Source organism: Comamonas sp. GW821-FHT11H03, assembly GCF_058807955.1.
Genome location: NZ_JBXARF010000008.1, coordinates 85,751 through 106,722 on the forward strand (window position 1 = coordinate 85,751; position 20,972 = coordinate 106,722).

At 62.7% G+C, this 20,972-nt stretch carries 18 protein-coding genes; 7 read left to right on the forward strand and 11 right to left on the reverse strand.

What is annotated here, in order from left to right; genetic code table 11:
- Window positions 1-35: 35 nt before the first annotated feature.
- From AC1RTQ_RS17700 to AC1RTQ_RS17725, 6 genes are all read right to left on the reverse strand, one after another.
- Complete coding sequence (locus AC1RTQ_RS17700) at window positions 36-683, reverse strand: SRPBCC family protein (RefSeq protein ID WP_492877640.1); 648 nt, start codon at window positions 681-683, stop codon at window positions 36-38.
- 13 nt (window positions 684-696) lie between these two features.
- Window positions 697-1,938: a vWA domain-containing protein gene (locus tag AC1RTQ_RS17705; protein ID WP_492877641.1), complete on the reverse strand. Its 1,242-nt coding sequence runs from the start codon at window positions 1,936-1,938 to the stop codon at window positions 697-699.
- Complete coding sequence (locus tag AC1RTQ_RS17710) at window positions 1,925-2,845, reverse strand: AAA family ATPase (RefSeq protein WP_492877643.1); 921 nt, start codon at window positions 2,843-2,845, stop codon at window positions 1,925-1,927. Before AC1RTQ_RS17710 ends, AC1RTQ_RS17705 begins: the two co-directional genes overlap by 14 nt.
- Window positions 2,846-3,089: 244 nt before the next feature.
- Entirely contained in the window at window positions 3,090-3,875 is a 786-nt protein-coding gene (locus tag AC1RTQ_RS17715) for an FAD binding domain-containing protein (protein WP_302089672.1), read from the reverse strand.
- A gap of 46 nt (window positions 3,876-3,921) precedes the next feature.
- Window positions 3,922-6,309 carry a xanthine dehydrogenase family protein molybdopterin-binding subunit gene (locus AC1RTQ_RS17720; RefSeq protein ID WP_492877645.1) on the reverse strand — a complete coding sequence of 796 codons (2,388 nt, stop codon included), beginning with the start codon at window positions 6,307-6,309 and terminating at the stop codon, window positions 3,922-3,924.
- Window positions 6,310-6,342: 33 nt separating this feature from the next.
- Window positions 6,343-6,813: a (2Fe-2S)-binding protein gene (locus AC1RTQ_RS17725; protein ID WP_304350483.1), complete on the reverse strand. Its 471-nt coding sequence runs from the start codon at window positions 6,811-6,813 to the stop codon at window positions 6,343-6,345.
- 158 nt (window positions 6,814-6,971) lie between these two features.
- On the opposite strand from AC1RTQ_RS17725, the gene AC1RTQ_RS17730 reads away from it, so the two are divergent.
- From AC1RTQ_RS17730 to AC1RTQ_RS17750, 5 genes are all read left to right on the forward strand, one after another.
- On the forward strand, window positions 6,972-8,141 hold the full coding sequence (locus tag AC1RTQ_RS17730) for a helix-turn-helix domain-containing protein (RefSeq protein WP_492877647.1): 1,170 nt from the start codon (window positions 6,972-6,974) through the stop codon (window positions 8,139-8,141).
- Window positions 8,142-8,491: 350 nt separating this feature from the next.
- Window positions 8,492-9,112, forward strand: coding sequence for a TRAP transporter small permease subunit (locus AC1RTQ_RS17735; protein ID WP_492877649.1), 621 nt, complete (start codon window positions 8,492-8,494; stop codon window positions 9,110-9,112).
- A gap of 21 nt (window positions 9,113-9,133) precedes the next feature.
- Complete coding sequence (locus tag AC1RTQ_RS17740) at window positions 9,134-10,975, forward strand: TRAP transporter large permease (RefSeq protein WP_492877651.1); 1,842 nt, start codon at window positions 9,134-9,136, stop codon at window positions 10,973-10,975.
- Window positions 10,976-11,607: 632 nt separating this feature from the next.
- Window positions 11,608-12,075, forward strand: a complete 468-nt coding sequence (locus AC1RTQ_RS17745; RefSeq protein ID WP_492877653.1) for an XAC2610-related protein — start codon at window positions 11,608-11,610, stop codon at window positions 12,073-12,075.
- Window positions 12,076-12,226: 151 nt separating this feature from the next.
- Window positions 12,227-12,442 (forward strand): hypothetical protein, encoded by a 216-nt coding sequence (locus AC1RTQ_RS17750; protein ID WP_492877655.1) that lies wholly within the window; start codon window positions 12,227-12,229, stop codon window positions 12,440-12,442.
- Window positions 12,443-12,576: 134 nt separating this feature from the next.
- Here AC1RTQ_RS17750 and AC1RTQ_RS17755 read toward each other — a convergent pair whose 3' ends face one another.
- From AC1RTQ_RS17755 to xseB, 5 genes are all read right to left on the reverse strand, one after another.
- On the reverse strand, window positions 12,577-13,659 hold the full coding sequence (locus AC1RTQ_RS17755; RefSeq protein WP_003069176.1) for a TRAP transporter substrate-binding protein: 1,083 nt from the start codon (window positions 13,657-13,659) through the stop codon (window positions 12,577-12,579).
- A 186-nt stretch (window positions 13,660-13,845) separates the two neighbouring features.
- Entirely contained in the window at window positions 13,846-14,928 is a 1,083-nt protein-coding gene (gene dctP, locus AC1RTQ_RS17760; protein WP_492877658.1) for a TRAP transporter substrate-binding protein DctP, read from the reverse strand.
- A gap of 252 nt (window positions 14,929-15,180) precedes the next feature.
- Entirely contained in the window at window positions 15,181-17,049 is a 1,869-nt protein-coding gene (gene dxs, locus AC1RTQ_RS17765; RefSeq protein WP_492877660.1) for a 1-deoxy-D-xylulose-5-phosphate synthase, read from the reverse strand.
- Window positions 17,050-17,114: 65 nt separating this feature from the next.
- Window positions 17,115-18,056 carry a polyprenyl synthetase family protein gene (locus AC1RTQ_RS17770; protein ID WP_003069162.1) on the reverse strand — a complete coding sequence of 314 codons (942 nt, stop codon included), beginning with the start codon at window positions 18,054-18,056 and terminating at the stop codon, window positions 17,115-17,117.
- A gap of 38 nt (window positions 18,057-18,094) precedes the next feature.
- The gene (gene xseB, locus AC1RTQ_RS17775; RefSeq protein ID WP_003069159.1) at window positions 18,095-18,334 is read right to left on the reverse strand and encodes an exodeoxyribonuclease VII small subunit; all 240 of its coding nucleotides are present in this window, start codon (window positions 18,332-18,334) and stop codon (window positions 18,095-18,097) included.
- A gap of 431 nt (window positions 18,335-18,765) precedes the next feature.
- Between xseB and AC1RTQ_RS17780 the strand changes: the two genes are divergently transcribed.
- A complete protein-coding gene (locus AC1RTQ_RS17780; protein ID WP_302089663.1) occupies window positions 18,766-19,905 on the forward strand; it encodes an aromatic ring-hydroxylating oxygenase subunit alpha in 1,140 nt (379 codons plus the stop codon).
- Window positions 19,906-19,984: 79 nt separating this feature from the next.
- Entirely contained in the window at window positions 19,985-20,899 is a 915-nt protein-coding gene (locus tag AC1RTQ_RS17785) for a DMT family transporter (protein ID WP_302089662.1), read from the forward strand.
- Window positions 20,900-20,972 lie beyond the last annotated feature (73 nt).

A 20,972-nucleotide genomic window follows, 5' to 3' on the forward strand; every position in this document is an offset into this window, starting at 1 on the left:
GCCTTCGGCTCATGGGCTTTTTATTCATGCGCTGGTCAGCGAGTCAGCAGCCAGAGCGCGCCCAGCACGATGACAGCCCCCAGGCCCCAGGCCCAGACCGGGATGCCAGACGATTCGCGCGGCGGCGCCGAGGGTGTGGCGTCCAGCGGGGCGTAGCTGGTGGAGGCCGCGTCGTGTTCCCAGGAGCGCGTATCCGGCTCCTGCGCACTGCCTTCGTCTTCGGGCTGCTCGCTAGCGTGGCGCTGCTGCATCAAGGCTTCGAAGCGCGCAAAGAAATCCTCGGCCATGCTCTTGGCTGCGCCGTCAATCAGGCGCTGGCCCAGCTGGGCAATCTTGCCGCCGACCTGGGCCTGCACCTCGTAGTGCAGCTCACAGTGCCGTACATCGACGGGAGTCAGATCCACCTTGGCCTGGCCCTTGCCAAAGCCGGCCACACCGCCCTGCCCTTCAAAGGCAATCGTGTAGCTCTTGGGCGGCTGCACGTCTGACAGCGTGACCCGGCCATTGAACTTGGCCGATACCGGACCGATCTTCACGGACATGGTCACCGCATAGGAGCCATCGCCCGCATCCTCGAACTTCTCGCAGCCGGCCAGGCATTGCTGCAATGTTTGCGGATCGTTGAGCGCCTCCCAGGCTTGCTGCTGGCTCACGGCAAGAGGACGACTGGCATGCATTTCCATGGTGTTCTCCTTTTCAATCTCGGTGCGGCAGCTGCAGCAGCTTTGCCAGATGCGCAGCCAGTTGCTGCAATGACTGCAGGTTGTGCACGGCCAGCATGGCATGGCTGTGACGATGCAGCACGGCCGCGCCTTTGGCCAGCGGGGCATACCCGTCAAAGCGCAGCAAGGGGTTGAGCCAGAGAATGCGTGCGCTGTGCCGAGCCAGCCATTGCAGCTCTCGCTCCAGCAGCACGCTGTCGCCGGTATCCAGCCCGTCGCTGACAAGAAGCACCAGGGTGCGCCGCCCCACCAGATGGCGTGCCCCCTGCCGGCGCAGCTGTGCCAGACATTCCCCCAGACAGGTGCCGCCGCCGAAATCGTCGATGTCTTGATTGAGCTGGGCCAGCATGGCATCGGGGTCGCTGTGGGCAAAAGCCCGGTTCAGCTCCTGCAGGCTGGTTCCCATGCTGAAGACATGGCGGCGCAGCTGCGGATAGCGCCGGGGGCTGGTGGCCTGGTGCAGAAATGCCAGCAGCAGACGCACATAGCGCTCCATGGAGCCCGAGACATCGACCAGCGCCAGCCAGGGCATGGGCAGCCGCTTGCGCCTGCGCCATTTGAGACTTGCCAGCTCGCCGCCCGTGGCTGCCGCAGCTTTCAGGCTGGCGGGCCAGTGCACGCGCAGTCCCGAGGCGCGCAACTCGCTTCTGCGACTGCGATAGCTGGGCAGCGGCAAGCGGATATCGCGCGCCAGTTGCTGGACCAGGCGGTACTCGCTGGCACTGAGCTGGTTGAAATCCGCATGCTGCAGCCTGTGCCGGTCGCTGGCCGACATGGCGGCATCCAGCGTCGACTCCTCGCTCGCGGGTGTTTGCCGTGCGGCACGAATCGCCGACAAGGCCTCCTGCACACGCGGCCGGTGACGCGGCTTGGCCGCCTCCGGCGCACCCGGCAGCAGCTGGCCCAAAAGCTGCTGAGCCACCTCGGGGTTGCGAAAGTAGGCCGCAAAAAGCTCGCGAAAGACCGCCAGATCCTGTTCACGCGAAACCAGCACGGCCTCCAGCGCGGCGGCCACGTCCTCGCGCCTCATGCCCACCAGCAGCAGGCCTTGCTGGGCCAGCGCCAGGCGCTCGGCATCCACCGCCAGCCCCGCGCGGCGCAGGGCTCGGCCAAACCCCAGCAAATTGATGGGTAGCTTGCCGCTGCGCGCGTCCCCCCACCAGCTCACACTTGCGGGCTGCTGTGGCGACTGCGCTTGCCGCTCAGGCTGTGGCATCGTGCTCCAGCAATTGCTGCAGACGCTCTGGCGTGAGCGCCGCCACATCTTCGCGCTGCTTGAACAAAATGCCCGCCGTCTCGTGCACCAGCTCGGGGTCTATGACCAGGGTGTCGAGCGCCACCAGCGCCTTGGCCCACTCCACGCTTTCGGCAATGCCGGGCGTGCGCTCGAAGGCATCGGCAAACGGGCGACTGCGCAGCCGGTCCACAAAGCGGGCGATCTGCTCGGTCAGGGCCGCTGCGGCCTCGGGCACCTTGGCCTGAACAATGGCCAACTCGCGCTCGCGTTCGGGGTAGTCCAGCCAGTGATAGAGGCAGCGACGCTTGACCGCATCATGCAGATCGCGCGTGCGGTTGCTCGTGAGAATGGTGACGGGCGGCACCTGAGCCCGGACGACCCCGAGCTCGGGAATGCTGACCTGGTACTCGCCCAGATATTCGAGCAAAAAGGCCTCGAAAGGCTCATCGGCCCGGTCCACCTCGTCAATCAGCAGCACCGCGCCAGGCGCGGGCGCCTGCAGGGCCTGCAGCAAAGGGCGGCGCACCAGATAGCGCGGCTGATAGACCTCCTGCTCGACCGCCTCCAGTTCCGCCGCGCCACGCAGCTCGGCCGCGCGCAGATGCAGCAGCTGCGCCGCGTAATTCCACTCATACAGCGCCTCGCGCTGCTCCAGGCCGTCATAGCACTGCAGCCGAATCAGCGGCCGCTCCAGCACCTGGGACAGCGCCTGGGCCAGCGAGGTCTTGCCAACGCCCGGCTCGCCCTCCAGCAGCAAAGGCCGCTGCAGCCTGAGCGCCAGAAACACCGACGTGGCCAGACGCCGGTCCGCAAAATAGCCCACCTTCTGCAAGGCGGCCAGCAGCCCGTCCACAGACTGCAGAGCGCTTTTCACTTCAGTATTCATAGCTTCTTGCGCTTTACTGATAAGGGATCAAGCCACTTTTCATTCAAAAACACCCCTCAACGAAGGCAGACCGCCACACAGAGACCGCAAGCAGGCGTCTATGCCGTTCGCCCCTTCGCCCCCGCCCGTCGCGAGGCTGCCTCCCTCGTCCTTGGCACGCAGTGCCCGGCCAGGGAGGCGAGGCCGCCCAGGTGGGGGGCGCCAAGGTGGGGCCACCAAGGCGTAGCCTCTCAGACCAAGCCGCTCAGGCACAGAGCATCTGATCCACCGCTCGCTGCGTCAGGACGCTGATCAGCTGCGCCCGGTAGCGCGCGCTCGCGTGCAGATCGCTGTTGAGTTCGCTGTCGTCGATCGGCACCGAAGCGGCGGCTGCGGAAGTGAAGCTCTGATTGAGCGCGGCTTCCAGCTGTGCATGCCGGAAGACCGACAGCCCCGCGCCGGTCACGGCCACGCGCACGCCCTGCGCCGTCTGCGCCACAAACACGCCCACCAGCGCAAAGCGCGACGCGGGCTGCTTGAACTTGATATAGGCCGCCTTACTGGGCACCGGAAAGCGCACGGCCTTGATCAGCTCGCCCTCTTCCAGTGCCGTGGTGTACATGCCCTGGAAGAAGTCGTCTGCCGCTATCTCGCGCCAGGTCGTGACCACGGCGGCGCCCAGCCCCAGCACCGCACTGGGATAGCAGGCCGCGGGGTCGTTGTTGGCCAGCGATCCGCCAATCGTGCCGCGCGCGCGCACCTGCCGATCGCCAATGCCGCCTGCCAGTTCGGCCAGCGCCGGAATGGCGTGCTGCACCTCGCGGCTGGCGGCGACATCGGCATGACGGGTCATGGCGCCGATCTCGACCTGATCACCGCTGACGCGGATTCCCGCCAGACCATCGACCTGGTTGAGATCCACAATCGCACCAGGCTGGGCCAGGCGCAGCTTCATGGAAGGAATCAGGCTCTGGCCACCGGCCAGAAACTGCCCGCTGGCAGCGCTCACCTCATCCAGCGTCCGGGGATTGGAGTAACTGAAGGCATACATATGTGTTGTCCTCTCTTCCTCTCAGTCGGGTGTATTCAGGCAGCGGTCAGGGGCGTGCAGCATCGATGGCCTCCCACACGCGGTGCGGACTGGCAGGCATGTCCAGATCCTTGACACCCAGCGAATGCAGGGCATCGAGCACGGCATTGATGACCGCAGGCGGCGAGCCTATGGCCCCGGCCTCGCCACAGCCCTTGGTGCCCAACGGGTTGTGGGTGCAGGGGGTGCAGACCGTACCCAGCTTGAAATCGGGCAGATCGTCGGCGCGGGGCATGGCGTAGTCCATGAAGCTGCCGGTCAGCAACTGCCCCGAGTCCCGGTCGTAGACGCAGTTCTCCAGCAACGCCTGTCCTATGCCCTGGGCCAGTCCGCCATGGACCTGACCCTCCACGATCATGGGGTTGATGATGGTGCCGAAGTCGTCCACGGCACTGAAGCGGTCGACGCGCACCACGCCCGTGGCCGGGTCGACCTCGACCTCGCAGATATAGGTGCCGGCCGGGAAGGTGAAGTTGGTGGGATCGTAGAAAGCGGTCTCGTCCAGCCCCGGCTCCAACTTGTCCAGCGGATAGTTGTGAGGCACATAGGCCGTCAGCGCAATCTGGGCAAAAGGCAGCTTCCTGTCCGTGCCACGCACCGTGAACTCGCCTCCCGCGAAATCGATGTCGGCATCGCTGGCCTCCATCAGGTGCGCGGCAATCTTCTTGGCCTTGGCCTCGATCTTGTCCAGTGCCTTCATGATGGCCGCGCCACCCACGCTGATGGAGCGCGAGCCATAGGTTCCCATGCCAAAAGGCACGCGGCCCGTATCGCCATGGACGATCTCGACATGCTCGACGGGAATGCCCAGCCGCGCCGCCACCACCTGGGCAAAAGTCGTCTCATGCCCCTGACCGTGGCTGTGCGAGCCCGTGAACACCGTCACGCTGCCCGTGGGGTGGACGCGCACCTCGCCGCACTCGAACAGACCGGCACGCGCGCCCAGCGCCCCGGCGATATTGCTGGGCGCCAGGCCACAGGCCTCGATGTAGCTGCTGTAGCCCAGGCCGCGCTTGAGCCCTCTGGCCTCGCTGGCTGCGCGCCGCGCCGCAAATCCCGCCACATCGGCCAGCTGCTCGGCCTGATCCATGCAGGCCTGGTAGTCGCCGATGTCGTACTGAAGCGCCACGGGCGTCTGATACGGAAAGCGGGTGATGAAGTTGCGGCGGCGGATCTCGGCCTGAGACAGATTCATCTCCCAGGCACAGCGGCTGACCAGACGCTCGAGCAGGTACGTGGCCTCGGGGCGGCCTGCGCCCCGGTAGGCATCCACGGGCGAGGTGTTGGTAAACCAGGCATCGACCTCGATATGGATTTGCGGCGTGGTGTACTGCCCCGCCAGCAGCGTTGCGTAAAGAATCGTCGGAACGGCGCTGGCAAAGGTGGACAGGTAGGCACCCAGATTCGCATCGGTGTGCACGCGCATGGCGAGGAACTTGCCGTTGGCATCCATGGCCATCTCGGCATGGCTGACATGGTCGCGGCCATGGGCATCGGTCAGGAAGGATTCGCTGCGATCGGCCGTCCACTTGATATTGCGGTTGAGCTTTTTGGCGGCCCAGGTCAGGCAGACATCCTCGGCATACAGAAAGATCTTGGAGCCGAAGCCGCCACCCACATCGGGAGCAATCACGCGCACCTTGCTCTCTGGCAGACCCATGACGAAAGCCGTCATCAGCAGCCGCTCCACATGCGGGTTCTGGTTGGCCACGTACAGCGTGTACTCGTCCATGGCGCGGTTGTAGCTGCCTATGGCCACGCGCGGCTCCATGGCATTGGGGATCAGGCGGTTGTTGACCAGGTCCAGCCGGGTCACATGGGCGGCCCCCGCAAACACGGCATCCACGGCCGCCTTGTCGCCAATCGCCCATTGGTAGCAATGGTTGTCTGGGGCAATGTCGTGAACCACCGCCCCGGGCTTTTTGCCGCCCGCTGCATCGGCCACATTCACCACCGCAGGCAGCACCTCGTAGTCAACCTCCACCAGCTCTGCGGCATCGCGTGCCTGCTGCAGGGTCTCGGCAACCACCATGGCCACCTGATCGCCCACATAGCGCACGGTATCGAGGGCCAGAATCGGGTGCGGCGGCTCCTTCATGGGCTCGCCATTGGTGCTGGTGATCAGCCAGCCGCAGGGCAGGCCGTTGATACCGGCGGCCGCCACGTCGACGCCCGTGAGCACACCGATCACCCCCTCGGCCGCCTTGGCCGCATCGATGTTGACGCTGCGCAGCCTGGCATGCGCATGGGGCGAGCGCACAAACACCGCATAGGTCTGTGCGCCCAGCGTGATGTCGTCCGTGTACTGGCCGGCTCCGGTCAGAAAGCGCTCGTCCTCGCGGCGCAATAGGGGCTCGCCGATATGCGGCAGCTTGGAAAAGTCAGATGCACCCATGGTGTGTCTCCTCTTCTAGTTGTGATGCGCTGCTCAAGCGGCGTTCATGCCGTCGCGACCCGCTTTGACGGCGGCGACGATGTTCTGATAACCCGTGCAGCGGCAGATATTGCCTTCGAGCAGCTCGCGGATCTCGGCATCGGTGGCCTGAGGCTTTTGGCGACACAGGTCCACCGCACTCATGACCATGCCCGGCGTACAGAAGCCGCACTGCAAGCCATGGCACTGCTTGAAGGCCGCCTGCATGGGGTGCATGGTGCCGTCGCCAGCGGCCATGCCCTCTATGGTCTGCACCTCGGCGCCCTGGGCCTGCACCGCCAGCATGGTGCAGGACTTGATGGCCTTGCCATTGACCAGCACCGTGCAGGCTCCGCACTGGCTGGTATCGCAGCCCACATGGGTGCCCGTCAGGCGCAGCTGTTCACGCAGCGCCTGCACCAGCAAGGTATTGGGGGGAACGTCAATGCTGGCCGCCCGGCCATTGACCGTGAACTGAACATTCATCGTGATGCCTCCTGCCTGAGTCCGGAGAATTGGGTAACAAAGCACAACCGCACTCTCTATGGTGGGCAGTCAGCGCGATGCAGGGCGCTAGGGTTGACCCCCAAGCCATGCGAAACACGCACAGATATTCTCAAAATGAAACACTGTCCGGAGTCCGCATGCCGCCCGCCAGCCCCGCTTCTTCCGCACAAGCCGCAACCCATGCTGGCGCACGCCATGCACTGCTTGTCCAGGCCAGGCAGCAGCTGCTGGCGATGGACTCATCCCATGCGCTGATACCGTCCGGCCTTGCCCCCTGGCTGTGGCGCTCATGGCAGCGCTGCGTGGCCCAGGGACGCCATCCCGCGCAAAGAGTGGAGTTCGAGGCCGTAGGTCCTCATGCGCTGCGCCACGCCCAGGAACAGCATCAGCTGCTGCTGCAGGCCGCACGCCCGGTCATGACGCAACTGGTGGCGGCCGTGGGTGCCATGCGCTACTTCTGCCTGCTGACCGATGCTCAGGGCCTGACGCTGGAGGTGCAAGGCCCCGTCGATCACCGCGATCTGCGTGCGCTGGCCGTGGGCCGGGTCGGCGTGGACCTGTCCGAGCGCGGCGTGGGCACCTCGGCCATCGGCGCGACGCTGGCCGAGCTCAGTCCGGTATGGCTGCACAGGCAGGAACATTTTTTTGACGATCTGCGCGACTACAGCTGCGCGGGCGCCCCGGTATTCGGGCCGCAGGGCGAATGCCTGGGCATGCTGGACATCACCGGCATCGATGTACCCGAGCGCCCCGAGCTGCTGCTGCTGGCACTGCGCTGCGCACGCGCCATCGAAGATCGATTGCTGCGGGCCCTGCCCCATGCCCTCTTGCTGCGCGTGAACTGGCCCGGCGGCCCGCTGGGCCAGGAAGGCGAAGGCCTGATGATCTTTGATGCCGAAGGCCGATTGCTGGGCAGCAACACCGTGGCCAGGCAACTGGTACCGCGTCCGCTGCAAGCACCTGGGGATGAATCGCTGATGCAGAGCCATGAGCTGCTGGCCCTGCCCTGGAGCCATCTGATCGAGCATGCGCGCCAGCGGCCTGAGGCCCCGCTGCAGCTGCCGCTGTGGTCCGGCATGCGCCTGCTCGCTCTCGCGCAGGCCGGCCCCCTGCTGCGCGCGCCTGTCATGACGGGGGCCGAGACCAGCCGCTGCGCACCGGCCAACACCATGGCCACGCCGCTGCGCACCAGCGAGCTGCTGTTGATTCAGCAGGCCATGCAGGAAGCCCGTGGCAATGTAAGCCTGGCCGCCCGCAACCTGGGACTGAGCCGGGCCACCCTGTACCGGCGGCTGGCCAGCAAGTAAGTAAAAGGTCTTGAGCCCGATCCGATGCAGTTTGGCCCTCTACGGATTTGCCCTAGTTTCCGTGCGAAAACACCCTCCACGACAGCAGGCACACACTACCAGGCAAGCCCATGAGAAACTAAAAATACCTCAATAAAACAATCATCTAAGCTGCACCAGTCATGCACTTCAAGCTATCGTACGCATAGCAAGCACCACTGACGCTCGGGCACCACATTTACGTGCGTATTTGTAAAAAACACCATACCTGCGTCCGTAGAATCTCCAGTTCGGTTCAAAAACTCAGATCGCCCTGAGGCTTACCAGCCGCAATAGCGCGACGCATACACAGCCTACTTTTTGGAGACACCATGCAGGCTTTACTCGCCCTGTCCAGGGCTATCGACAGGCTCAACGCCTTTGTCGGCAAATATTCCATCTGGCTGATATTTGCCGCCACCTTCATCAGCGCCGCCAACGCCATTGTTCGCAAGACCTTTGACACCAGCTCCAACGCCTTTCTGGAAGTCCAGTGGTATCTGTTCGCATGGTCCTTTCTGATTGCGGCGGGCTACACCTTGCTGCATCGCGAGCATGTGCGCATCGACGTGATCAACAGCCGTCTGTCCAAAAAGGCCCAGGTCTGGATCGACATCATCGGCTTTGCCTTCTTTCTCACCCCGCTATGCCTGACCATTCTGTGGCTGAGCATGCCGGTGGTGATCCAGATGTACCAGTCCGGCGAGGTGTCGGGCAACCCTGGCGGGCTGATCCGCTGGCCCGTATGGACGGCGATTCCTGTAGGCATCACCTTGCTGCTGGCACAGGGCATCTCCGAGCTGATCAAGCGCATTGCCTTCCTGACCGGTGACGGCCCCGACCCCATGGGCAAGCTCAGTGACAAGAGCGCCGAGGAAGAGCTGGCCGAGGCCCTGCGTGCCGAAGCCGATCGCAAGCAGGCTGAGGCGCTGGCCGCCCAGGCCAAGGCCTAACGGTAGCGGGAGAGACAATCAATGGAATTCATCGCTACCAACTACGCCCCCATCATGTTTGCGGGGCTGATCTGCTTTTTGCTGCTGGGCTTTCCCGTGGCCTTCAGCCTGGGTGCAGCAGGCCTGGCCTTCGGCTTTCTGGGCATTGAACTGGGGGTCTTTCCCTCCTCCGTGATGGCCTGGCTGCCTCAGCGCCTGATCGGCATCATGGCCAACGACACCTTGCTGGCCGTGCCCTTCTTCACCTTGATGGGCCTGATTCTCGAACGCTCCGGCATGGCGGAGGACCTGCTCGACACAGTCGGTCAGGTGTTCGGGCCGATCCGAGGCGGTCTGGCGCTGGCCGTGATCTTTGTGGGCGCGCTGCTGGCTGCCACCACTGGCGTGGTTGCTGCTTCAGTGATTTCCATGGGCCTGATCTCTTTGCCCATCATGCTGCGTTACGGCTATGACCGCCGCCTTGCATCGGGCGTGATTGCGGCCTCGGGCACGCTGGCCCAGATCATCCCGCCTTCGCTGGTGCTGATTCTGATGGCCGACCAGTTGGGCAAGAGCGTGGGCGACATGTACAAGGGTGCCTTCATCCCCGGCTTCATGCTCATGGGCCTGTATGTGCTGTGGGTGGTGATTCTGGCCATCTTCAAACCCAAGATGGTGCCTGCTCTCCCCGTTGAGGCGCGTATCTATCGCGAAGCCAATGGCAACTCCGGCTATACCTCGCTGGCCGTGGTCATGGGCATCTCGACCATCGTGGCCATCTTCCTGGCCAGCCACATGGCCGACCTGCACACCTGGTGGCAGGGCAAGGAAATCACCGAAGTCGCCACCGACGAGAAGATCGTCACCGCCATGTGCGGCGGCACCTTCATCGCCTTCGTGATCGCCTCACTCAACCGGGTCCTCAAGCTGGGCCTGCTGTCCAAGCTGGCCGAGCGCGTGACCTTTGTGCTGATCCCTCCGCTGCTGCTGATCTTCCTGGTTCTGGGCACCATTTTCCTGGGCATTGCAACACCTACCGAAGGCGGCGCCATGGGAGCCATGGCGGCACTGCTCATGGGTTTTGCCCGCCGACGCCTGAACATGGATCTGCTCAAGCAGGCCCTGGCCTCGACCACCAAGCTGGCCAGCTTCGTGATGTTCATCATGATCGGCGCCACCACCTTCAGCCTGGTGTTCCAGGCCGCCGACGGCCCCAAGTGGGTGGAGCATCTGCTGACCAGCCTGCCCGGCGGCCAGGTGGGCTTCCTGATCGTGGTCAACATCATGATCTTCTTCCTGGCCTTCTTCCTGGACTACTTTGAGCTCTCGTTCATCGTGGTGCCGCTGCTGGGCCCCGTGGCCGAGAAGATGGGCATCGACCTGATCTGGTTCGGCGTGCTGCTGGCCGTGAACATGCAGACCTCGTTCATGCATCCGCCCTTCGGTTTTGCACTGTTCTTCCTGCGCTCGGTCGCTCCGGACAAGCAATACGTCGACAAGGTCACGCACAAGGTCATCGATCCCGTCACCACCATGCAGATCTACAAGGGTGCCGTGCCCTTTGTGCTGATCCAGCTGGTGATGGTGGGTGTGCTCATCGCCTTCCCCGGCATCGTGACCGGCGCGCTCGACAAACCGGTGGTCGTGGACATGAACAAGGTGGGCGACGAGATGCTCAACCAGCTCAACGACGCTGGCGGCGGCTATGGTGCAGACAACCCCTTCGGGGCCCCTGAGGGCGGCGAAGAAGGCTCTGCAGTGCCTGCGGCCCCTGCCGAGGGCAGCCAGCCTGCCCCGGCCGCACCCGATGCGGGCGGCTATGGCTCGGATGATCCGGCCAAGGCCTTGCAGGATTCACTGAACGCAGCGCCTGCCGCCAAGTAAATCAGGCTCACTTGCGCTGATACAGCCCCGGCTCGCCAGAGCCGGGGCTTTTTCATTGAGCACAGATGGCTGAGTGATGGATTTGCTGCGTTCCCAGCAAACCGCAAGGACCATCGCCGTATTGCTGACGGCCATCCGCCCACCATACGCAGACCTGCTGTCACAGGCTGCCAATGCCCGGGCATCATCCGCGTGTCAGAAGGCACCACCGAAGCGGTGCAGGTGGATTCACTGACACGGCGCAAGTTCGAGCCCGTTAATTTGCACTTCATTTGCACTTCATTTGCACGTCATTTGCATTTTGGCGATACCGCCGTGCAGTTGCCCCTTTGCCTGGGGCTGGCTGCCACTGGAAGTGCAAGGCCTGCCACACTGGGTGTCTAAAACCTTCGCAAGTGGAATGAATATCAACAGAGTCCCAGACAGACGGTACTCGGCAAATAATATAGGTCTGATCAATCGTCTCGCTAACGGCGGCGGCAACGGATACTACAAAAGACAGGCCTATACCGCCTATGCGGCCTATATACTTCGAAAGCTCACAGACAGCATTTCTGAAACTCAAATAATAATCACATCCCCTACAGGGAAGGCTTCCATCCATGCAAACATGCAGCCTGCGGAGTAGTTCAATGAATAACAAGAAGACGATATTGGCAGCGCTATTAACTCTTTTTTGTGTGTCTACTCAAGCGCAATCGTTAAAATTCAATCCCGACAAAGAAAATGAGGTGACGCTTTCATGGGGCGGATCAAGCCTGAATGTAGATGTAAAAAATAATGGCCGTCACAAAATAAGCGACTTGTTTTTTGAAACGAATAAGGAGCTGCATGTAAAGCTCGATGACTTCAATTTTGATGGGATTGGGGATTTTGCTGTTTGGCACATTGACGACGGGATGGGCACTTACACGATTTTCAGAGTGTTCGTTTACGATGCCCAAAAAAGAGAGTTTATAGAAGCGTCCCCAAGCTGCGGTGATGAATTTATCAATCTCATCGTTGATAAAAAAAACAAAAGCCTCAAAAGCACCTATTACGAAGCCAACATCCCAAAGCAATGCGTTACCAAGCTTGCGACGAAAGCAGCCAACCACTAATCAGCACTTGCCCGCAACCAAGGCCCACGGCCACCTGAGTCGTGGTGCCAGACCAGCACATCAAGTTGGGCGCCGCGCAACGGTTGCAGGCCGGCCAGAAGCTGGTGATCGAAGCGGCCAGCGCACTGACGGTGAAGGCCGGGGCATCCGCGTGAATGGGGCACAGCTCAAGGTGCATATGGGGGGGGCGGCGGTGCTGCCGCATCAGGAGCCGTCGGCACCGTTGCAGGAACAGGCCGCACTGGCGGCCCTGGATTTCCATGACGGCCTGGTCAACCAAGGCCTGGCCCAGGCCCGCAGCCAACAGGACACCCTCTGCGGGGACGATGTCTACAGGCAACTGCAATCCAGGAAGGATCGAGCATGACAGCCAACCCGGCACCGCAAGCAGGAGCCGCTCAACTCAGGCTCGCATCATTTCGGGCGCATGAAAAAACCGCAGCAAGCTGCGGTTTTTTTGCAGCCAGCGCATGGCGCTGGAAGTCTTGGGTCTGAGCGAAATCAGATCTTGGCAGTCGCCATGTACTGATTGAAGGGGTACTCGGAGAAGCGGTTCCACAGAATCTGGTCGCGCTGGAAGGCACGCATGTCCTGGTGGATCTTCTTGAATTCGGGCGACTTGGCTTCGTGCTCGGCAAACACTTCCATGGAGGCCTTGAAGCCGGCATCCATCAAAGGCTTGGGGAACATCTTGAGCTGAGTCTTGTTGGCCACCAGGCGCTTGATGGCCTGAGGATTCAGCACCTGGTACTTGCTGGTCATGTCGGCGGCAGCCACGCGGGTTGCAGCGTCCAGGATCGCCTTGTTCTCGGGCGACAGCGCGTTGTACTTCTTGATGTTGATGAAGAACTCCAGCTCGGCAGAGCCTTCCCACCAGCCGGGGTAGTAGTAGTAAGGCGCAACCTTGTTGAAGCCCAGCTTTTCATCGTCGTAGGGACCGACGAATTCCACGGCGTCCAGCGTACCCTTTTCCAGGGCCTGGTAGACATCGCCAGCAGGCATGTTCTGCGCAACCACGCCCAGCTTGGCCATGGCTTCGCCGAACACGCCGCCGCCCAGACGCATCTTCAGACCCTTGAGGTCTTCCACGGTCTTGATTTCCTTGCGGTACCAGCCGCCCATCTGGGTCGTGGTGTTGCCGGCCGATGCGGTCTTGAAGTTGTACTTGGCAAAGAAGGCATCAAGGAGCTTGCGGCCGTTGCCATGATCCTTCCAGCCGTTCATCTGCAGCGCGGTCAGGCCAAAGGGCACGGCGCAGCTGAAGGCGAAGATGGGATCCTTGCCGGTGAAGTAGTAGGCAGCGGTCTGTGCCATGTCAATGGTATCGCCCTGCAGCGCATCCACCACACCGAAAGCAGGCATCAGCTCGCCAGCCGGGTGCACCGAGATCTCGAACTTGCCACCCGACATGGCCTTGACCAGTTGCGACAGCTTTTCAGCACTGCCGAAGATGGTGTCCAGCGACTTGGGGAAGCTGGAGGCCAGGCGCCAGCGCACAGCGGCCTGGGCGTGAACAGCAGGTGCAGCACCCGCGGCCAGCACGCCGGCGATACCGGCATTTTTCAGAATGGAACGACGATCCACTTTAGTCTCCTTGAGGAACGAATTGAGCTGATACAGACCACTGATCTATGCCAGCTTGTTTTATGCAACAGGCACAAAATGTACACGAGCCAACCGTTTCACAAGCGCTAAAAAGTGACCGTTCGCTTAAGAAGTTCTACCTAGTGAGGTGCATCAAGTCAGGCCTCGGCGGGCAGCGGCCGATGCTTACAGTCGTACCGCGCTCATATAGCTGGCATAGCGGAACTCGGAGAAACGATCCCAGAGCAACTGGTCGTGCTGAAATCCGCGCAGGCTTCTGTGAATTTTCTTGAACTGTGCCGACTTGGCCTCATGCTCGGCCATGGTGGCCATCACGGCCTTGAAGCCCGCATCCATGAGCTCGCGCGGAAAGGCGCGCAGCTGCACGCGTTCGCTCAGCAGCTTCTTGAGCGCTGCGGGGTTGTACGCCAGGTACTTGGCAGTCAGATCCTTGGCGGCCAGCGCTGCGGCGGCCTCCACCATGGCACGCAGCTCGGGGCTCAGGGCTGCAAAGGCCTTGGCATTGATGAAATAGGCCAGCTCGGCGCCGCCCTCCCACCAGCCCGGATAGTAGTAGTAAGGCGCGATCTTGCCGAAGCCCAGCTTCTGGTCGTCGTAGGGGCCGACAAACTCCACCGCATCGAGACGACCTTTTTCCAGCGCCTGCTGCGCATCGGCAATGGGCATGTTGACGGCCTGCACGCCCAGCTTTTGCAGCGCATCACCGAGCAAGCCGCCGCCAGCGCGCATGCGCAGACCATGCAGATCCTGCACGGTCTTGATTTCCTTGCGGTACCAGCCCCCCATCTGCGTGCCGGTATTGCCAGCGCTCAGACTCTTGATGCCGTACTGGGCGTAGAAATCATCCATGAGCTTGCGCCCGCCGCCCCACTCCATCCAGGCATCCATCTGCCGCGCCGTCAGACCAAAGGGCACGGCGCAACCCAGTGCAAAGCAGTAGTCCTTGTCGGTGAAGTAGTAGGGAGCGGTCAACGCCATTTCGACGACGCCGTTCTGTACCCCCTCCATCACGCCAAAGGCGGGCATCAGCTCGCCTGCGGAGTGCACGCTGACCTCGATCTGGCCGCCCGACATGAGACGCAGCGACTGGGCAAATTTCTCGGCCCCGCCAGAGATGGCGTCGAGGACCTTGGGAAAACTCGTCACCAGGCGCCAGCGCAGCACCTCCTGGCCGCGCACCGCAGGAGCCACGCCCGCTGCCAGCACACCGGCCATGCCCACATGTTTGACGAGTGAGCGACGATCCATGAATATTTCTCCGCTAGTAGTTGTCGATTGCCAAGCCGGCTGCAACGGCCTGATCACAGGCCGGCAGCCACAGGCATTCTAGGAACGCAGACGCCGCCCGTGTGGCGATTCGCGGTTGCCGTCAGTTTTCTTGACGACATGCAAAGAAAAAGGCCCTTCGATGAAGGGCCTGGTTTCAGTCCATCAGGACTGACGCAAACAGGGATTCAGCCACTGCCTGAGCCCGTTTGCACAAACGATGTCCCTGTCGCCTCAGCACGCAGCCAGACGCTTTCGGATGGAGGCCTCGATGCCTGCCGCGTCCAGCCCCTGCAGTGCAAGCAGCTTGGCGGGATCGCCATGCTCGATGAACGCGTCGGGCAGGCCCAGCTGCAGCACGCTCTTGCTCAGGCCATGGGCGGCAAGGCTCTCCATGACGGCACTGCCAGCGCCGCCCATGACGCAGCCTTCTTCCAGCGTGACGATGAGCTCGTGATCTGCCGCGATCTGGAGCAGCAGCTCTTCATCGAGAGGCTTGGCCCAGCGCATATTGGCCACGCTGGCATCCAAGGCTTCGGCGGCCTGCAAGGCCGGGTACAGCAAGGTCCCGAAAGCCAGGATCGCCACTTTTTTGGAAGCCGACTCACGGCGCATCTCGCCCTTGCCGAAGGGCAGGCCTTCCAGGCTTTCCAGCGGAGTCACGCCCACACCGGCGCCGCGCGGGTAGCGCACGCAGACAGGGTGATCCTGCTCATAGGCCGTTGTCAGCAACTGGCGCGTTTCGCGTTCGTCGGCCGGGCAGGCCATGCTCATATTGGGAATGCAGCGCACAAAGGCGATGTCATAAGCACCGGCGTGCGTGGCACCGTCGGCGCCCACCAGACCAGCGCGGTCCAGAGCAAACACCACGGGCAGGTTCTGCAGCGCCACATCGTGGATCAGCTGGTCATAGGCACGCTGCAAAAAGGTGGAATAGATGGCCACCACGGGCTTGACGCCTTCGCAGGCCATGCCACCGGCGAAAGTGACTGCATGCTGCTCGGCAATGCCCACGTCGTAGTAGCGGCCGGGAAAGCGCTTGTGGAATTCCACCATGCCCGAGCCTTCACGCATGGCAGGCGTGATGCCGACCAGGCGCTGGTCCTTGGCCGCCATATCACAGAGCCAGTGGCCGAACACCTGGGTGAAGGTCTGCTTGGCAGGCGTGACCGGCTTGACCAGACCGACGGCCGGGTCGAACTTCCCGGGGCCGTGGTAAGCCACGGGGTCGGCCTCGGCCAGCTTGTAGCCCTGCCCCTTCTTGGTGACCACATGCAGAAACTGCGGGCCCTTGAGACCCTTGATGTTCTCCAGCGTGGGAATCAGCGAGTCCAGGTCATGGCCGTCGATGGGGCCGATGTAGTTGAAGCCGAACTGCTCGAACATGGTGGCAGGCACGACCATGCCCTTGGCCTGCTGCTCCAGACGCTTGGCCAGCTCCAGCAAGGGCGGCACCTGCTTGAGAACGCTCTTGCCCACATCGCGGGCCTTGGCATAGAACTGGCCGCTCATCAGTTGCGCCAGATAGCGATTGAGCGCGCCCACGGGCGGGCTGATGCTCATATCGTTGTCATTGAGAATGACCAGCAGATTGGCATCGTGCACGCCGCCGTTGTTCAGTGCCTCGAACGCCATGCCGGCCGTCATCGCGCCGTCGCCGATCACGGCTATCGCACGGCGATCCTCACCTTTTTGCTTGGCGGCCAGCGCCATGCCCAGCGCCGCAGAGATGCTGGTGGACGAGTGCGCCGTGCCAAAGGTGTCGTACTCGCTCTCGGCCCGCTGGGGAAAGCCGGACAGGCCGCCGAACTGGCGCAGCGTGTCCATGCGATCGCGGCGGCCGGTCAATATCTTGTGCGGATAAGTCTGGTGGCCCACATCCCAGACGATGCGGTCATAGGGCGTGTTGAACACCGAGTGCAGCGCCACGGTCAGCTCCACCGTCCCCAGGTTGGAGCTGAGGTGCCCGCCGGTCCTTGAGACGCTGTCGATCACATAGTTGCGCAGCTCTGCGGCCAGGCTCTTGAGCTGGGAGCGCGAGAGACCGCGCATATCTGCGGGATCGTTGATGTTGTGCAGCAGGGAAGAGGTATTCGTGGACATGTTCTATATTTTTAATAGCTGCTAGTGTTTACCAGTACTGGATTACAGGGCTTCTCTATTAAATCTCAGTGGGTACGCTGCACGACCATATCGGCCAGTGCACCCAAGGCCTGCGTGTCGGCCAGACCGCTGCGCGTCAAGGCGGCATGGGCCTGCTGGCGCAACTGCTCGGCATGGGCTCTCGCAGCCTCCAGCCCCAGCAGCGACACAAAAGTGGGCTTGTCATTGGCCGCGTCCTTGCCGGCCGTCTTGCCCAGCGTTGCGGAGTCGGCCACCACATCCAGAATGTCGTCCACCACCTGGAAAGCCACGCCCAGTGCCTGACCATAGTCGGTCAGCGCAGCCAGCGCCCTGGCATCGGTCTGCGCATTGCAGGCAGCCCCCATGAGCACGCTGCCCAGCAGCAGCGCGCCGGTCTTGAGGCGGTGCATTTCGCGCAGTTGCGCCTCGCTCAGTTGCTTGCCCACGCTGGCCAGGTCGATGGCCTGGCCGCCGGCCATGCCCTGGCTGCCCGCCGCCGCGCCCAGCAGGCGGCACAGCTTGGCCTGCATGGAGCAGGGAATGCCGTCGTCTTCAGGCAGCAGCAGCTCGAACGCCAGAGCCTGCAGAGCATCGCCGGCCAGCAGGGCCGAGGCTTCGCCAAACTGCACATGCACGGTGGGCTTGCCACGGCGCATGGTGTCGTTGTCCATGCAGGGCATGTCGTCATGCACCAGGGAATAAGCGTGAATCAGCTCAACGGCGCAACCTGCGCGCAGCGTGGCCGCAGCCAGACCGCCCACCGCCTCGGCAGCCGCCCAGACCAGCAGCGGTCGCAAGCGCTTGCCGCCATCGAGCACGGCGTAGCGCATGGCTTCGCCCAGGCCCGCAGGTGCATTGATGCCCACCCAGCGCGACAGCGCATCTTCGGTGCGCGCCAGTCGCTCCTGCATCCAGACGGAAAAATCCAGGGCAGGCTTGCCCTCGTTCAAAGGCGTCGATGGTTCGGCAATCATTGATTCATTCATGGGCTGCATCTTCAAGGCAAAAAGCGCGGACGCCGGGATCAGTCCTGGGTCCAGGCGGACAGCTTGCCTTCATCCAGTACCTTGACCTGCTCCTGCACGGCTTCGAGCTGGCTGCGGCAAAAGCCCAGCAGCTCGGCCGCACGCTGGTAGCCGCTGAGCATCTGCTCCAGCGGCAGCTGACCCGATTCGATCTGCGCAATCAGTTGTTCCAGCTCCTGCAAAGCAGCTTCATAGCTGACAGGCTGTTCGGATTTTTTGGCGGCAGCGGCCTTGGGCATGGAGGGTGTGGCTTATGTTGGACGGAAACGACGATTTTAGGCGTCCCCGCACCATTGGCGTGCAATGCCCGCAAAGCCGGCCGGCGCGAGATGTCTTGGCTGTGACTTGCGGCCAGGTCGGCGGCGTTCAGGCCGGCTTTTTTGGTGCCCTGCCAAGGTTTGCGCACGGCTGGCAGCTTGCTGACAGGATTTTTCGCCACACCGCCCCAATAACGTCAATACACGTACCAGACAAACGGAAATAACCCCACAGCCTATAATCCCATTCCCGTCAAACCGGCCCCGTGCCTGGTCATCCGGTCGGGCAAACCAGTCGGCTGGCCAAGCCACCGCCTATTGCCTCAAGCCCGTGTCCAGACAAGGCCGGTTTCGTTTTTTACCGTGTGCGCACGTGCACCCTCCCTGTGGGGAGTCTTTAGGTCAGGTCATCCATGACTGATTTAAGTCTTCAACTGCAGCAGGCCGCAAGCCAACTACCAGTTTCAAGTTATTTCGACGAGGCGCTGTTCCAGCGCGAGTTGGAAACGATTTTCAAGCGCGGCCCGCGCTACGTAGGCCACCAGCTGGCCGTTCCCGAGATAGGCGACTACTACGCCCTGCCTCAGGAAAAAGAGGGGCGGGCGCTGGTACGCAATGCCAAAGGCGAGATCGAGCTGATCTCCAATGTCTGCCGCCACCGCCAGGCCGTGATGCTCAAGGGACGCGGCAATCTGCTGTCCGAGGGCAAGGGCCATGCCGGAGGCAACATTGTCTGCCCGCTGCACCGCTGGACCTACAGCACCAGCGGCGAGCTGCTGGGCGCGCCCCATTTCAGCCACGACCCCTGCCTGAACCTCAACAACTACCGTCTGCGCGAGTGGAACGGACTGCTGTTCGAGGACAACGGCCGCGACATCGAGGCCGACCTGGCCGGCATGAAGCTGCGCGAGCAGCTCCAGTTCGACGGCTTTGTGCTCGACCATGTCGAGATGCACGAGTGCAATTACAACTGGAAGACCTTCATCGAGGTCTATCTGGAGGACTATCACGTCGGTCCCTTCCACCCCGGCCTGGGCAACTTCGTCACCTGCGACGATCTGAAGTGGGAATTCGCCAGCGAGTACTCGGTGCAGACCGTGGGCGTGGCCCCCAGCTTCGGCAACCCCGGCTCGGACATCTACAAGAAGTGGCACGAGGTGCTGCTGGCCTACCGCAATGGCGATCTGCCCGAGCGCGGTGCCATCTGGCTGACCTACTACCCCCACATCATGGTGGAGTGGTATCCGCATGTGCTCACGGTCTCGACCCTGCACCCGCTGGCCGTGGACAGGACGCTGAACGTGGTGGAGTTCTTCTACCCCGAGGAAATCGCCGCCTTCGAGCCCGAGTTCGTGAAGGCCCAGAAGGCCGCCTACATGGAAACCTGCATCGAGGACGACGAGATCGCCGAGCGCATGGACGGCGGCCGCAAGGCCCTGTATGAACGCGGCGACAACGAGGTCGGCCCCTATCAGAGCCCCATGGAAGACGGCATGCAACATTTCCATGAGTGGTATCGCCGCATCATGGGCGACAGCGTTCCCCAACGCTGAATGAGGTAAGCCTCAAGACTGATAGCTGCTATCGCTCCATGAGCGCAGCAGCTATTTTTTATGCTGAATTGAGTGAGATATGCAAGCCCTGTGGATGGTGTTGGCCGCGTTGATTTTTGCGGTCATGAGTGTGTGTGTGAAGTTTGCCTCCCAGGACTTCAATGCGGCAGAGATCGTGTTCTACCGCGGCCTGGTCAGCATGGCGCTGCTGGTCTGGCTGGCCAGGCGCAGCGGCGTGACGCTGACCACCCAGTACTCGCGCGAGCATGCCTGGCGCAGCTTTGTCGGCGTGATCTCCATGGGTGCCTGGTTCTACGCCATCGGCCATCTGCCGCTGGCCACGGCCACCACGCTCAACTCCATGAGCAGCATCTGGATGGCGGTGTTTCTCATCGCCCAGGGCCTGTGGATGCGCCACACCCTGCGCAAATCCTATGCAGCCGAACCCGAAACCCGCCGCGCCATTCCGCCCTTCCCCTGGGGACTGGTGTCCACGGTGGTAGCAGGCTTTGTCGGCGTGTTGCTGGTATTGCGCCCGACCAGCGCCCCGGCCAGTGAATGGGTGGCCGCGCTCGGCGGCCTGTTTGGCGGCATGTTTGCGGCCATGGCCTATATGCAGGTGACCACCCTGTCGCGCCTGGGCGAGCCCGAGACACGCGTGGTGTTCTATTTCTCGGTGGGCTCGGCCGTTGCCGGCGGCATCACCATGCTGTTCACCGGCATCTCGCCCTTCCCCGGTTGGAGCGCGCTGTGGCTGGTGCCCGTGGGCGTGCTCGCGGCCGTGGCACAGGTCTGCATGACCAAGGCCTATGCCTCGGCGGGCAGCAAGACCAACACTCTGGTCGTCGCCAATCTGCAGTACTCGGGCATTGTGTTTGCCGCCCTGCTCAGCCTGGTGCTGTTCGGCGAGAGCATCCCCCTGATCGGCTGGGGGGGCATTGTGCTCATCGTCGCCAGCGGAGCCGCCGCCACCACCTTGCGCTCCAGGGGCTAGCCATGCCAGGGGCGCGCCCGGCGCCTTCTCCATGCACGTCAGCAGCCCCAGCCTGCCGCGCAGTCCACGCCGG

Excerpts from the sequence above, each read along its gene's own strand:
- dctP (WP_492877658.1), bottom strand. The coding sequence starts at position 14,928 with ATGGATCGTCGCTCACTCGTCAAACATGTGGGCATGGCCGGTGTGCTG.
- AC1RTQ_RS17740 (WP_492877651.1), top strand. The coding sequence starts at position 9,134 with ATGGAATTCATCGCTACCAACTACGCCCCCATCATGTTTGCGGGGCTG.
- AC1RTQ_RS17720 (WP_492877645.1), bottom strand. The coding sequence starts at position 6,309 with ATGGGTGCATCTGACTTTTCCAAGCTGCCGCATATCGGCGAGCCCCTA.
- AC1RTQ_RS17700 (WP_492877640.1), bottom strand. The coding sequence starts at position 683 with ATGGAAATGCATGCCAGTCGTCCTCTTGCCGTGAGCCAGCAGCAAGCC.
- AC1RTQ_RS17705 (WP_492877641.1), bottom strand. The coding sequence starts at position 1,938 with ATGCCACAGCCTGAGCGGCAAGCGCAGTCGCCACAGCAGCCCGCAAGT.
- AC1RTQ_RS17710 (WP_492877643.1), bottom strand. The coding sequence starts at position 2,845 with ATGAATACTGAAGTGAAAAGCGCTCTGCAGTCTGTGGACGGGCTGCTG.
- AC1RTQ_RS17770 (WP_003069162.1), bottom strand. The coding sequence starts at position 18,056 with ATGAATGAATCAATGATTGCCGAACCATCGACGCCTTTGAACGAGGGC.
- AC1RTQ_RS17730 (WP_492877647.1), top strand. The coding sequence starts at position 6,972 with ATGCCGCCCGCCAGCCCCGCTTCTTCCGCACAAGCCGCAACCCATGCT.
- AC1RTQ_RS17780 (WP_302089663.1), top strand. The coding sequence starts at position 18,766 with ATGACTGATTTAAGTCTTCAACTGCAGCAGGCCGCAAGCCAACTACCA.
- xseB (WP_003069159.1), bottom strand. The coding sequence starts at position 18,334 with ATGCCCAAGGCCGCTGCCGCCAAAAAATCCGAACAGCCTGTCAGCTAT.
- AC1RTQ_RS17725 (WP_304350483.1), bottom strand. The coding sequence starts at position 6,813 with ATGAATGTTCAGTTCACGGTCAATGGCCGGGCGGCCAGCATTGACGTT.
- dxs (WP_492877660.1), bottom strand. The coding sequence starts at position 17,049 with ATGTCCACGAATACCTCTTCCCTGCTGCACAACATCAACGATCCCGCA.
- AC1RTQ_RS17745 (WP_492877653.1), top strand. The coding sequence starts at position 11,608 with ATGAATAACAAGAAGACGATATTGGCAGCGCTATTAACTCTTTTTTGT.
- AC1RTQ_RS17735 (WP_492877649.1), top strand. The coding sequence starts at position 8,492 with ATGCAGGCTTTACTCGCCCTGTCCAGGGCTATCGACAGGCTCAACGCC.
- AC1RTQ_RS17715 (WP_302089672.1), bottom strand. The coding sequence starts at position 3,875 with ATGTATGCCTTCAGTTACTCCAATCCCCGGACGCTGGATGAGGTGAGC.
- AC1RTQ_RS17785 (WP_302089662.1), top strand. The coding sequence starts at position 19,985 with ATGCAAGCCCTGTGGATGGTGTTGGCCGCGTTGATTTTTGCGGTCATG.